General features: G+C 45.8%; 10 protein-coding genes and 2 tRNA genes. All 12 read left to right on the forward strand.

What is annotated here, in order from left to right; all coding sequences use genetic code 11:
- Positions 1-44 precede the first annotated feature (44 nt).
- Positions 45-119 (forward strand) — tRNA-Thr (locus Q0393_RS07415).
- A gap of 56 nt (positions 120-175) precedes the next feature.
- Complete coding sequence (gene tuf, locus Q0393_RS07420; protein ID WP_040304280.1) at positions 176-1,375, forward strand: elongation factor Tu; 1,200 nt, start codon at positions 176-178, stop codon at positions 1,373-1,375.
- 55 nt (positions 1,376-1,430) lie between these two features.
- Positions 1,431-1,604: a 50S ribosomal protein L33 gene (gene rpmG, locus Q0393_RS07425; RefSeq protein ID WP_005872634.1), complete on the forward strand. Its 174-nt coding sequence runs from the start codon at positions 1,431-1,433 to the stop codon at positions 1,602-1,604.
- 7 nt (positions 1,605-1,611) lie between these two features.
- A tRNA-Trp gene (locus tag Q0393_RS07430) sits at positions 1,612-1,687 on the forward strand.
- 12 nt (positions 1,688-1,699) lie between these two features.
- Entirely contained in the window at positions 1,700-1,873 is a 174-nt protein-coding gene (gene secE, locus Q0393_RS07435; RefSeq protein WP_297997693.1) for a preprotein translocase subunit SecE, read from the forward strand.
- A gap of 14 nt (positions 1,874-1,887) precedes the next feature.
- Complete coding sequence (gene nusG, locus Q0393_RS07440; RefSeq protein ID WP_298979123.1) at positions 1,888-2,418, forward strand: transcription termination/antitermination protein NusG; 531 nt, start codon at positions 1,888-1,890, stop codon at positions 2,416-2,418.
- Positions 2,419-2,438: 20 nt separating this feature from the next.
- On the forward strand, positions 2,439-2,864 hold the full coding sequence (gene rplK / locus Q0393_RS07445; RefSeq protein ID WP_005872629.1) for a 50S ribosomal protein L11: 426 nt from the start codon (positions 2,439-2,441) through the stop codon (positions 2,862-2,864).
- 56 nt (positions 2,865-2,920) lie between these two features.
- A complete protein-coding gene (gene rplA / locus Q0393_RS07450; RefSeq protein WP_297921281.1) occupies positions 2,921-3,622 on the forward strand; it encodes a 50S ribosomal protein L1 in 702 nt (233 codons plus the stop codon).
- Between the two features lie 113 nt (positions 3,623-3,735).
- Positions 3,736-4,215 carry a 50S ribosomal protein L10 gene (gene rplJ, locus Q0393_RS07455; protein WP_291939396.1) on the forward strand — a complete coding sequence of 160 codons (480 nt, stop codon included), beginning with the start codon at positions 3,736-3,738 and terminating at the stop codon, positions 4,213-4,215.
- Between the two features lie 20 nt (positions 4,216-4,235).
- On the forward strand, positions 4,236-4,616 hold the full coding sequence (rplL, locus tag Q0393_RS07460) for a 50S ribosomal protein L7/L12 (RefSeq protein ID WP_177386842.1): 381 nt from the start codon (positions 4,236-4,238) through the stop codon (positions 4,614-4,616).
- A gap of 90 nt (positions 4,617-4,706) precedes the next feature.
- Positions 4,707-8,843, forward strand: coding sequence for a DNA-directed RNA polymerase subunit beta (gene rpoB, locus Q0393_RS07465; protein WP_298979126.1), 4,137 nt, complete (start codon positions 4,707-4,709; stop codon positions 8,841-8,843).
- A complete protein-coding gene (gene rpoC, locus Q0393_RS07470; RefSeq protein WP_298979128.1) occupies positions 8,840-13,354 on the forward strand; it encodes a DNA-directed RNA polymerase subunit beta' in 4,515 nt (1,504 codons plus the stop codon). The genes rpoB and rpoC overlap by 4 nt, the downstream gene beginning before the upstream one ends.
- Positions 13,355-13,370: the final 16 nt, after the last annotated feature.

Genomic DNA, 13,370 nt, shown 5'->3' on the forward strand with positions numbered 1-13,370 from the left:
GCATTGTTGGGTATTGGTAGCGATTTCTCTTTGCCTGAGTTTAGGCTCATATGGCTCAGAGGTAGAGCACTTCCTTGGTAAGGAAGAGGTCGCGGGTTCAAGTCCCGCTATGAGCTCCATAAAATAGAGTCGCTTAGTTTGTTGTGTAATCCACAAATCAATAACGGAGGATATGATGGCTAAAGAAAAATTTAATCGTAACAAGCCACACGTAAACATTGGTACCATCGGTCACGTTGACCATGGTAAGACTACTTTGACAGCTGCTATTTCTGCTGTTCTTTCTAGGAAAGGTCTGGCTGAGCTAAAGGACTACGACAATATCGATAACGCTCCAGAGGAAAAAGAGCGCGGTATTACTATCGCTACGTCTCACATCGAATATGAGACCGAGAAACGTCACTATGCTCACGTTGACTGCCCTGGTCACGCCGACTACGTAAAAAATATGATTACCGGCGCGGCTCAGATGGACGGAGCTATTTTAGTTGTTTCCGCTGCAGATGGCCCTATGCCTCAAACTCGCGAGCATATCTTGCTTTCTCGCCAAGTAGGCGTTCCTTATATCGTAGTTTTCCTAAACAAAACCGATATGGTTGATGATCCGGATCTTTTAGAGCTAGTTGAAGAGGAAGTTAGAGACCTTTTAAAAGAGTATAAATTCCCTGGCGACGAGACCCCAATCATTAAAGGCTCTGCCCTTAAGGCTCTTGAGGAAGCTAAAGCCGGACAAGACGGCGAATGGTCTGCAAAGATTATGGAGCTTATGGACGCGGTTGATAGCTATATTCCAACTCCTGTTCGAGATACCGATAAAGATTTCCTTCTTCCGATCGAAGATATTTTCTCGATTTCCGGTCGCGGTACCGTTGTAACCGGTAGAATCGAAAAAGGTATCGTTAAAGTTGGCGATACTATCGAGATCGTAGGTATTAAACCTACTCAAACTACTACCGTTACCGGCGTTGAGATGTTTAGAAAAGAGATGGATCAAGGTGAAGCCGGCGATAACGTAGGTGTTTTATTGCGCGGTACCAAGAAAGAAGAAGTAGAGCGCGGTATGGTTTTATGCAAACCAAAATCGATCACTCCTCATACTAAATTTGAGGGCGAGGTTTATATCCTAACTAAAGAAGAGGGCGGACGCCATACTCCATTCTTTAATAATTATAGACCGCAGTTTTACGTTCGTACGACAGATGTTACCGGTTCGATTACTCTTCCTGAGGGAACCGAGATGGTTATGCCGGGCGACAACGTTAAAATCACTGTTGAGCTAATCGCTCCGATCGCTCTTGAGCAAGGTACTCGCTTCGCGATTCGCGAAGGCGGTCATACCGTAGGTTCAGGCGTCGTTTCGAAAATCATCGCTTAATTTTTTGCAAGTGGAATTTTAAAATTCCACTTGCTTTTTTATTCAAGGAAACCAAATGGCAAAGAATTCAAGTAGAGTAAAGGTCGGATTAAAATGCTCCGAAAGTGGCGATATTAACTATACTACTTATAAAAATAGCAAAACTACGACCGAAAAACTAGAACTTAAAAAATATTGCCCTAGATTAAAAAAGCACACGCTTCATAAAGAAGTAAAGTTAAAAGGCTAATTGTTATAGGGCAATAGCTCCAACGGTAGAGCGCCGGATTCCAAATCCGATGGTTGGGGGTTCGAATCCCTCTTGCCCTGCCACGAGGATTGGGTATGGAAAAAGTAAAAGAGTATTATAAACAAGCAAAGATAGAGTTAGATAAGGTAATTTTCCCGACTAAAGATCAGACTAAAACAGCATATATCTCTGTAGTAGTCGTAGTCGTAGTTATCGCACTGTTCTTAGCGCTAGTGGATCTTATTATGTCTGCTTTGATAACTGCTTAAGTAAGGATCGCAATATGGCAAATAAATGGTATGCGATACAAACTTACGCCGGCAGCGAGATGGCGGTAAAGCGCGCAATAGAAGCGCTAAAGCAAGACGAAGCGCTTGAGACTAAGATCGGCGAAGTGCTAGTGCCTACCGAAGATGTTATAGAGGTCAAAAATACAAAGCAAACCATTAAAGAGCGTAGCTTATATCCAGGGTATTGTTTTGCAAATTTAGATTTGGATACCACTTTATGGCATAGAATTCAGATGCTGCCTAAGGTCAGTCGCTTTATCGGCGAGGCGAAAAAACCCTCTCCGCTACCGGAAAAAGATATCGAAATAATTCTAGAAAAGATCAATAATCGCGAGGCTCCTAAGCCGAAGATAAATTTTGAAGACGGAGAGACGGTTAGGATCGTCGACGGACCTTTTGCTAATTTCAACGGCATCGTAGAAGAGTATGATATGATCCATGGCAAGCTTCGCCTCAATGTTTCGATCTTCGGACGAAGCACGCCGATTGAAATTTCATATTCGCAAGTTGAAAAGATTATTTAAATTTTATAAGGAGTAAATTTATGGCTAAGAAAGTTGTTGGCGAAATCAAGCTGCAAATAGCGGCCGCAAAAGCAAATCCAAGCCCGCCGGTAGGTCCTGCGCTAGGCCAAAAGGGCGTTAATATTATGGAATTTTGCAAAGCGTTTAACGAGCGAACCAAAGATATGGCGGGCTTTAATATCCCGGTCATCATCACGGTTTATGCCGATAAAAGCTTTACTTTTATCACTAAGCAACCGCCTGCGACAGATTTGATCAAAAAGGCGGCGAAGATAGATAAAGGTTCGGACAACCCTCTTAAAAAGAAGGTAGCATCCTTAACTAAGGCTCAAGTTTTAGAGATCGTCGAGAAAAAGATCGCCGATCTGAATACCAAAGATAGAGAGCAGGCTGCTAGGATTATAGCGGGTTCGGCTCGCTCTATGGGTATTACGGTCACTGACTAGACCTTTTGACCGCTAAGGTTTAAAAAAGCGGTAGCACTTTAATTGCGGAGAAATATATGCCAAAAAATTCAAAAAGATTCAACGAACTTTTAAAAAAAGTTGACGTAAATAAAATTTATAGTGTAGACGAAGCGGTAAGCACAGTAAAAACTCTAGCTTCTGCTAAATTTGATGAGACAGTGGAGATCGCTCTTAAACTAAACGTAGATCCAAGACATGCCGATCAGATGGTGCGCGGCTCGGTCGTTTTGCCTGCTGGTACTGGCAAGAGCGTTCGAGTAGCCGTGGTTGCAAAAGACGCAAAAGCTAGCGAGGCTAGCGAAGCAGGTGCCGATATCGTGGGTGCCGATGATCTGATCGAAGAGATTCAAAAGGGAAATATAAATTTCGACGTTCTTATCGCCACTCCAAATTTAATGGGACTAGTCGGTAAGGTAGGTCGTATTCTTGGTCCAAAAGGCGTTATGCCAAACCCTAAAACCGGTACCGTTACTATGGATGTCGCTCAGGCGGTTAAAAACGCTAAGGGTGGACAGGTAAATTTCCGCGTCGATAAGCAGGGTAATATCCACGCAGGCCTTGGCAAGGCTAGCTTTAGCAAAGAGCAGCTTTTAGACAATATTACGACATTTATCAAAACCATAAATAAGCATAAGCCGGCGACTGCGAAAGGTAGATACGTAACTCATGCATCGCTTTCACTTACTATGAGCCCTGCAGTTACACTGGATAATCAAGAAATAATCGATTTAAAATAAAATTTTAAATTTTTATCTTAGATTGGAGATAGCTCAAGGTTTTTAACTTAATTGATCGAAATTTTAAAATTTCGATCGCTTGGCTTGAAATCACCGATCGGAAAGGAGACCTAATGACGAGAGACGAAAAATCAAAGATAGTAGCGGAGCTTGGCGAGGCTTTCAAAGCTAGCGAAGCTATAGTAATTTCCGATTTTAAAGGCCTTAGCGTTAAGCAGCTTGAAGATCTTCGAAATAGCGCGCGCGAAGCGGGCGTAAAGGTTCGAGTTATCAAAAACACCCTAGCCAATATCGCATTAAAAAATGCCGAAAAAAACGGACTTAGCTTTAAAGATACCAATATCTTCTTATGGGGCGAGCAGCTTTCTGTATGTAAAGTAGCGGCTAAATTTGAAGAGAAAAATGAAATTTTTAAGCTTAAGACCGCTCATATCGATGGGGAAGTAGCCGGCATAGATAAGGTTAGAGCGCTTTCGAAGATGCCTTCGAGAGACGAGCTTATCGCGATGTTACTTCAAGTATGGAATGCGCCGATTCAAAATTTTACGATCGGCCTCAATGCGCTTAAGCAGAAAAAAGAAGCTAGCGCTTAATTAAAATTTAGGAGAATAAAATGGCAATTTCAAAAGAAGATGTTTTAGAGTATATCTCTAATCTTTCGGTGCTAGAGCTTAGCGAACTAGTTAAAGAATTCGAAGAAAAATTCGGCGTAAGCGCAGCTCCGGTTATGGTGGCTGGCGGCGCAGGTGCAGGCGGCGCAGGTGCGGCAGCGGCTGAAGAGAAAACGGAATTCGATGTCGTATTGCTTGATGCGGGCGATAAGAAGATCAACGTAATCAAGGTTGTTCGCGCCTTAACGGGTCTTGGTCTAAAAGAAGCCAAAGACGCTACCGAGGCTACTCCGTCCGTTCTTAAAGAGGGACTTAACAAAGAAGACGCCGAGAAGGCTAAAAAAGAGCTTGAAGAAGCAGGCGCTAAAGTCGAACTCAAATAAATCGCGAAATTTTAAAATTTCGCATACAAATGTGTGCCGGTGCGCTGCATCGGCACTTCTTTCTTTAAAATACAACTACGAGGTAGTGGAATGTTAAACAGCCTATATTCAGGAAATCGTCTTAGAGTGGATTTTTCAAAGGTTCCCAAAGACATCGAAATTCCAAATTTATTACAACTACAAAAGAAAAGTTTTGATCATTTTTTAAATCTTGATAACTCGGGTGGAGAAAGCGGCATAGAGAAGGTTTTCAAAGCCATTTTTCCTATCCACGACGCACAGAATAGACTAAGTATCGAGTATGTAAGTAGCGAAATTTCAAAGCCAAAGTATTCGATTAGAGAATGCATGGAAAGAGGGCTTACTTATTCGGTAAATTTAAAGATGAAGCTACGTTTGCTAGTGCATGAGCGCGATGAAAAGACGGGCAAAAAAATCGGCGTAAAAGAGATCAAAGAGCAAGATATATTCATTCGCGACATTCCTCTAATGACCGATAGAATTTCATTTATCATAAACGGCGTAGAGCGCGTAGTCGTAAATCAGCTGCACAGAAGCCCGGGCGTAATCTTCAAAGAGGAAGAGAGCCCGACGGTTCTAAATAAACTCATCTATACCGCTCAAATAATACCAGATCGCGGCAGCTGGCTATACTTCGAGTACGACGTAAAAGACGTACTATACGTGCGCATAAATAAAAGGCGCAAGGTTCCGATCACGATCCTATTTCGCGCACTCGGTTACAAAAAACAAGACATTATAAAATTATTTTATCCTATTAAGACGATCTATATCAAAAAAGGAAAATTCCTAACCGATTTCGATCCGAAAGAATACGCGGGCAGGCTCGATTACGACATTATAAACGAAAAGGGCGAGGTGCTTCATCAAGCAAGCAAGCGCCTAACATCCAAAAAAGCGGAGAAGCTGGCGGAGGACGGACTAAAACTCATCGAGTATCCGGCTGAAATTTTAGCCGAGCGCTATCTAGCGGACGCCATCGTCGATAAAAACAGCGGCGAAGTGCTTTTTGATTCGCTAACCGCGCTTGATGAGGGCAAGCTAGCCAAGATCGCTAACACAGAGAAAAAATTTACGATCGCTAACGACCTAGCTAGCGGCGTAGATACTTCAATCATAAATTCCTTCATCCAAGACGCCGACGCGCTTAAGCTCTTGCAACAAAGCGAGGGCATAGACGACGAGAACGATCTAGCTGCGATTAGAATTTACAAAGTTATGCGCCCGGGTGAGCCGGTGGTAAAAGAGGCGGCAAAGAGCTTCGTAAACGATCTGTTTTTCAACCCTGAGCGCTACGATCTAACCAAAGTAGGTCGTATGAAAATGAATCACAAACTAGGCATCGAAGCGCCGGAGTACGTAACCGTACTAACCAGCGAGGATATTATCAAGACGGCGAAATATTTAATTAGAGTTAAAAACGGCGACGGCTTCATCGACGATCGCGATAATCTCGGCAATCGTCGTATTCGCTCGATTGGCGAGCTTTTGGCAAATGAGATGCACCTTGGATTTATCAAGGTTCAAAAGGCGACCAAAGATAAATTTACCGGCATTAGCGGAAATTTAGACGAGCTTATGCCGTATGATTTCGTAAACCCTAAAATCATCACCACTACGCTTATGGAATTTTTCACCGGCGGTCAGCTAAGCCAGTTTATGGATCAGACCAATCCGCTTAGCGAGGTCACGCATAAGCGCCGTCTATCTGCGCTGGGCGAGGGCGGTTTAGTTAAAGAGCGCGCCGGCTTTGAGGTGCGCGACGTCCATCCTACGCACTACGGTAGAATTTGCCCTATCGAGACGCCGGAGGGTCAAAACATCGGTCTTATTAACACCCTAGCGACCTATGCGAAGGTAAATGATCTGGGCTTCGTCGAGGCTCCGTATAAAAGAGTCGTAAACGGCAAGGTAACCGACGAGATTGTCTATCTTACCGCTACGCAGGAAGAAGGGCTCGTAATCGCTCCTGCGTCCGCTAAATTGGACGAAGAGGGCAATATCGTAGAGGAGCTTTTGGAGGTTAGAAAAGACGGCGAAAATATCATGGCTAAACGCGAGGATATTTCGCTGATAGACCTTTGCTCCGGTATGGTCGCGGGCGTAGCGGCGTCGTTGATTCCGTTTTTGGAGCACGACGATGCTAACCGCGCACTTATGGGCTCGAACATGCAGCGCCAAGCCGTGCCGCTTCTGCACTCTACTGCTCCTATCGTCGGAACGGGCATGGAAGCGATTATCGCGCGCGATTCATGGGAAGCGATCAAGGCCATTCGCGACGGCGTCGTAGAAAAGGTCGATAATAAAAATATCTTTATTTTGGGCGAGGACGAGAAGGGACCGTTTATCGATCACTACTCGATGGAGAAAAATTTACGCACCAACCAAAACACTACCTTTTCACAGCGCCCTATCGTGCGAAAAGGCGACGTGATAAAGGCCGGTCAAATCATAGCCGACGGTCCTAGCATGGACGGCGGCGAGCTTGCGATCGGCAAAAACGCCCTTATAGCTTTCATGCCGTGGCATGGCTATAATTACGAGGACGCCGTCGTCATGAGCGAAAAGATGATCCGCGCCGACGAATACACCAGCGTGCATGTTTATGAAAAGGAGATCGAGGCTAGAGAGCTTAAAGACGGCGTGGAGGAGATCACGCGCGACATCCCTAATATCAAAGAGGAGGAGCTTACCCACCTCGATGATAGCGGTATCGTAAAGATAGGTACTCACGTAAAACCGGGCATGATCCTAGTAGGCAAGGTAACTCCGAAGGGCGAGGTTAAACCGACGCCTGAAGAGAGGCTTTTGCGCGCAATTTTTGGCGAGAAGGCGGGACATGTGGTAAATAAATCTCTCTACGCGACCGCCTCTATGGAAGGCGTAGTGATCGACGTTAAAATTTTTACCAAAAAGGGCTACGAGAAGGATCCACGCACGAACAAAGCCTATGAGGATGAAAAAACCGAGCTCGAAAGGGAGCATCACGACAGGCTTTTGATGCTTGATCGCGAAGAGATGCTAAAGGTAGTGGCGCTACTTTCTAAAAGCGCTTTGCAAAGCGATCAAAGCCTCAATAAAAAAGATTATAAAAAGGGCGATAAGGTTAAAAAAGAGGAGCTTGAAAGCTCCAATCGCTTTACGTTAAATTCCTTCGTCAAGGCTTATTCTAAAGCTGTTCAGAAGGAATACGAAGAGCTAAAAAACCATTTCCAAAACGAAAAGCGCAAGCTCAAAGAGGAACATGACGAAAAAATCGAAATTTTAGAAAAAGACGATATTTTGCCAAGCGGCGTCGTTAAGCTCGTAAAGGTCTATATCGCGACTAAGCGCAAGTTAAAAGTGGGCGATAAGATGGCGGGCCGCCACGGAAATAAGGGCATCGTCTCAAACATCGTCCCTGAGGTCGATATGCCGTATCTGCCTAGCGGACAGCGCGTGGATATCGTGCTAAATCCTCTCGGCGTTCCAAGTCGTATGAATATCGGTCAGATAATGGAGAGCCACTTAGGTCTTGTGGGCTGGCGCTTAGGAGAGCAGATCGCTAAAATTTTAGAAGAGAAAACGGGCGAATGGATAAAAACCCTTCGCGCCAAAATGATTGAGATCGCAGGCGTTTCCAAACTAATGCAGGCTAAAAAAACGCTTGAAAAGATCAGCGACGAAGATCTTTTGAAATACGCTAGAGACTGGGCTAAGGGCGTTAGATTTTCCGCTCCGATATTCGAAGGCATTGTGCCGGAGGATTTCAAAAAGCTATTTGAAATGGCGGGCATCGATCAGGACGGCAAGACCGAGCTTTACGACGGTCGCACCGGCGAAAAGATCAAAGAGCGCGTAAACGTGGGCTGCATGTATTATCTCAAACTACACCATCTAGTCGACGAAAAGGTTCACGCAAGAAGCACCGGTCCTTACAGTCTAGTCACGCAGCAGCCGGTCGGCGGTAAGGCGCTATTCGGCGGTCAAAGATTCGGCGAGATGGAAGTTTGGGCTCTGGAGGCATACGGTGCGGCATACACGCTCCGCGAAATGCTAACGATCAAATCCGACGACGTCGACGGACGCTTGGCTGCGTATAAGGCGCTGACAAAAGGTGAAAACGTTCCGTCTACAGGAATTCCTGAGACATTTTTTGTTTTAACAAACGAGCTTAAATCGCTTGCTCTAGACGTTGAAATTTACGAGAATGGAGAGAATAAATGAGCGATAATTCAAATTTAGAAAGAATAGAAATAAAAGAAGACGCTAGAGTTCACGACTTCGACGCGTTTGCTATTAGGCTTGCTAGCCCTGAGCAGATTAAAGCATGGAGCCACGGCGAGGTAAAAAAGCCGGAGACTATCAACTACCGCACGCTCAAGCCGGAGCGCGACGGACTTTTTTGCGCTAAAATTTTCGGTCCCGTAAGAGATTATGAGTGCATCTGCGGCAAATATAAAAAGATGCGATATAAGGGCTGGAAGTGCGAAAAATGCGGTGTCGAGATCACGAGCTCGAAGGTTCGCCGCACTAGAATGGGGCATATCGAGCTGGTAACGCCGGTGGCGCATATTTGGTACGTAAATTCCTTGCCTAGTCGCATAGGTACGCTGCTAAACATCAAGATGAAAGATCTTGAGCGCGTGCTTTACTACGAGGCGTATATCGTAGAGAATGCGGGTGAGGCATTTTACGACAACGAAAATTCTAAAAAGGTCGAGAAATACGACGTTTTAAATGAAGAGCAGTATCAGAGCTTAAAAGAGCGCTTTTCGCAGACGGGCTTCGTCGCCAAAATGGGCGGTCAGGTAATTCGCGATATGCTAGCTGAGCTTGATTTGGTAGAAATTTTAAATTCTTTGAAGGAGGAGATGGCTAATACAAACTCCGAAGCGAAGAAAAAAACTATCGTCAAGCGTCTAAAGGTCGTCGAGAGCTTTTTAAATTCCGGCAATAAGCCCGAGTGGATGATGATTACAAATCTTCCCGTGCTACCTGCCGATCTACGCCCGCTTGTAAGCCTTGAGGGCGGAAAATTTGCGGTTTCGGACGTAAACGATCTATATCGACGCGTCATAAATCGAAATTCTAGACTTAAAAGGCTGATGGAGCTCGACGCCCCCGAGATCATCATCCGTAACGAAAAACGAATGCTTCAAGAGGCGGTGGATGCGCTTTTTGACAACGGACGTCGCGCTAACGCCGTAAAAGGCGCTAATAAGCGACCGCTTAAATCTCTAAGCGAGATCATTAAAGGTAAGCAAGGCCGCTTCCGTCAAAATTTGCTCGGCAAGCGCGTGGATTTTTCTGGTCGCTCCGTCATCGTCGTAGGTCCAAATTTACGCATGGATCAGTGTGGTCTGCCTAAGACGATGGCACTTGAGTTATTCAAGCCGCATCTAATCGCTCGCCTTCAAGAGAAGGGCTATGCAACGACCGTTAAGCAGGCTAAAAAGATGATCGAAAATAGGATCAATGAAGTTTGGGAGTGCTTGGAGGAGGTCGTAAAGGATCACCCGGTTATGCTAAACCGCGCGCCGACGCTTCATAAGATGTCTATTCAGGCGTTTCATCCCGTGCTCGTCGAGGGAAAGGCGATCAGGCTACATCCGCTAGTCTGCGCCGCATTCAATGCGGACTTCGACGGAGATCAGATGGCGGTACATGTGCCGCTTAGCCAAGAGGCGATCGCGGAGTGCAAAATTTTAATGCTAAGCTCGATGAATATCTTGCTTCCTGCGAGCGGAAAACCTGTCGCGGTGCCTAGCCAGGATATGGTTTTGGGAATTTATTATCTAAGCTTGGAAAAGCCAGGCGCCAAGGGAACAAATAAAATTTTTGCAAACGTCGATGAAGTAATGCTCGCCGTGGAGGCAAATGCCCTAGACATCCACGCTAAAATCAAAACGATGATCGATCGCCGCATTATCTTTACGACCGCGGGCCGCTTGATCATCAAATCGATCCTGCCTAGCTTTATTCCGGATCATCTTTGGAATAAGATTATGAAGAAAAAGGATATCGCCGAGCTTGTCGATTACGTCTATAAAAACGGCGGCCTTGAGATAAGCGCAGAATTTTTGGATAATCTTAAGAACTTAGGCTTTGAATCCGCGACTAAAGCGGGTGTATCGATCTCCGTTTCGGATATCATCGTGCCGAAGTCTAAAGCAGGTCTTGTAGAAGAGGCTAAAAAGCAGGTCAGAGAGGTTCAGAACCAATACGGCGCGGGCTTGCTAACTGACGGCGAGCGCTATAATAAAACGATCGACATCTGGACCAGCACTAGTAAGAAGCTAGCCGATGAGATGATGAAGATGATGGAGAAGGATAAGGACGGCTTTAACTCGATCTATATGATGGCCGATAGCGGTGCACGCGGTAGCGCGGAGCAGATCAAGCAGCTAGCGGGCATGAGAGGTCTGATGAGTAAGCCGGACGGCTCGATCATCGAGACGCCGATTACTTCAAATTTTAGAGAGGGTCTGAATGTAAACGAGTACTTCATCTCGACTCACGGCGCGCGTAAAGGTCTTGCCGATACTGCGCTTAAAACCGCAAACGCGGGCTATCTAACGCGAAAGCTGATCGATGTCGCGCAAAATGTTAGAGTTACGATGCACGATTGCGGTACGCACGAGGGTATCGAGGTTACCGAGATTGTAGAGAACGGAACGCAAATAGAAAGCCTAGCCGATAGGATTATGGGTAGGGTGCTAAGCTCGGATGTGATTGATCCGGTATCGAATGAAATTTTATTTACCGAAGGCACGCTTCTAGGCGTTAATGAGGTACGCACCATAGTCGATGCCGGCATCAAATCCGTAAGCATCCGTACGCCTATTACGTGCAAGGCTGAAAAAGGGGTTTGTGCAAAGTGCTACGGTGTAAATTTGGGCGAGGGCAAGCTAGTAAAACCGGGTGAAGCGGTCGGTATCATATCGGCGCAATCCATTGGTGAGCCGGGCACGCAGCTTACGCTACGAACCTTCCACGCCGGCGGTACCGCATCTACCGAGCAGCAAGATCGTCAAGTAATCGCCGATAAAGAGGGCTTTATCAGATATTACAACGTAAAGACCTACGAAAACGGCGGCAAAAATATCGTAATGAACCGCAGAAACGCTGCGGTACTTTTGGTTGAGCCTAAGATCAAAGCCCCAATTACTGGTAAGGTAAGTATCGATATAACTCACGATGATGTGAATATTACGCTAAAAGGTAAGAAAGAAGAATTTAAATATACTATCCGACGCCACGATCTAGCCAAGCCTACCGAGCTTGCGGGCGTAAGCGGTAAAGTTGAGGGGAAATTCTACATCGTATTTAAAGACGGCGAAACCGTTGGAGAAAATGATAGTTTAGTAGAGGTTATAAAAGAAGATTGGAATATCCCTACTCGAATTCCGTTTGCAAGCGAACTTCGCGTCAAAGACGGCGAGCCGGTAACTCAAAAGATCAAAGCGGGAGCAAATGGTACGCTTAAGTATTTCATCCTAAAGGGCGATTATTTAGAGAGGCTAAGAGATATTAAAAAAGGTCACGTCGTAAGTGAGAAGGGTATGTACGTAGTCATTTCCGATGAAAACGGCAGAGAGGCGATCCGCCACTATATACCGCGTGAATCTGTCATTACCTATGATGATAATAGCGTCGTAAAAAGCGAAGATCTTATCGCCAAGCCTAAGAAAGACGATCGCTTGATCATCGCCGAGTGGGATCCGTATTCTATCCCTGTGGCTGCAGAGTGCGAGGGTAAGATCAGCTTCGAGGATATCGAGCCGGGATACACCGCTACGGAGCAATATGACGAGACGACCGGCCAAAGCCGTTTGGTTATCAACGAATACCTACCGCAGGGCGTCAAACCGGCTATCATCGTAACTCCTAGCAAGGGCGAGCCTATCAAATACAACCTAGGACCGAAGACTGCGATTTTTACGAATAAGGGCGATCAAGTAGCGATTGCGGATATTTTGGCTAGAACGCCGAAAGCGGCTGCGAAGTCGAAAGACATCACCGGCGGTTTGCCGCGCGTATCGGAGCTATTTGAGGCGCGCCGTCCAAAAAATACCGCGATCATCGCGGACATCGACGGAACCGTCCGCTTCGATAAGGCGTTGCGTGCAAAAGAGCGCATTATAATAGAGGGCGAGGACGGAACGAGTGCAGAGTATCTAATCGATAAGAGCCGCCAGATACAGGTGCGAAACGGCGAGTTCGTCCACGCGGGCGAGAAGCTTACCGACGGAGTTATCAGCTCGCACGACGTGCTTAGAATTTTAGGCGAAAAGGCGCTGCATTACTATCTGATAAGCGAAATTCAACAGGTTTACCGCTCTCAAGGTGTCGTCATCAGCGATAAGCATATCGAGATTATTGTATCTCAGATGCTCCGCCAGGTCCGAATCGTCGATAGTGGCGATACTCAGCTAATCGTCGGTGATCTGATTAGCCGTCGTAGATTTAGAGAAGAAAACGAGCGCATTATGAAAATTGGTGGTGAGCCTGCGATCGCAGAGTCCGTACTGCTGGGCGTAACTCGTGCGGCCGTTGGAAGCGATAGCGTCATTTCGGCAGCGTCTTTCCAAGAGACTACGAAGGTTCTAACCGAGGCTAGCATCGCGGGTAAATTTGACCGATTAGAGGACTTAAAAGAAAACGTCATCCTAGGTCGTATAATCCCTGTGGGAACGGGTCTGTATAAAGATAAGGAAGTTAAACTCAAAAAATAATTTTGGGCGCAAGCCC

The sequence above is a fragment of the uncultured Campylobacter sp. genome, from assembly GCF_938015785.1.
Taxonomy (GTDB): domain Bacteria; phylum Campylobacterota; class Campylobacteria; order Campylobacterales; family Campylobacteraceae; genus Campylobacter_B.

What these genes read in the sequence shown, in the direction of transcription:
- rplK (WP_005872629.1), top strand. Translation starts at nt 2,439, where the DNA reads ATGGCTAAGAAAGTTGTTGGCGAAATCAAGCTGCAAATAGCGGCCGCA.
- rplJ (WP_291939396.1), top strand. Translation starts at nt 3,736, where the DNA reads ATGACGAGAGACGAAAAATCAAAGATAGTAGCGGAGCTTGGCGAGGCT.
- rpoB (WP_298979126.1), top strand. Translation starts at nt 4,707, where the DNA reads ATGTTAAACAGCCTATATTCAGGAAATCGTCTTAGAGTGGATTTTTCA.
- rplA (WP_297921281.1), top strand. Translation starts at nt 2,921, where the DNA reads ATGCCAAAAAATTCAAAAAGATTCAACGAACTTTTAAAAAAAGTTGAC.
- rpmG (WP_005872634.1), top strand. Translation starts at nt 1,431, where the DNA reads ATGGCAAAGAATTCAAGTAGAGTAAAGGTCGGATTAAAATGCTCCGAA.
- nusG (WP_298979123.1), top strand. Translation starts at nt 1,888, where the DNA reads ATGGCAAATAAATGGTATGCGATACAAACTTACGCCGGCAGCGAGATG.
- rplL (WP_177386842.1), top strand. Translation starts at nt 4,236, where the DNA reads ATGGCAATTTCAAAAGAAGATGTTTTAGAGTATATCTCTAATCTTTCG.
- rpoC (WP_298979128.1), top strand. Translation starts at nt 8,840, where the DNA reads ATGAGCGATAATTCAAATTTAGAAAGAATAGAAATAAAAGAAGACGCT.
- secE (WP_297997693.1), top strand. Translation starts at nt 1,700, where the DNA reads ATGGAAAAAGTAAAAGAGTATTATAAACAAGCAAAGATAGAGTTAGAT.
- tuf (WP_040304280.1), top strand. Translation starts at nt 176, where the DNA reads ATGGCTAAAGAAAAATTTAATCGTAACAAGCCACACGTAAACATTGGT.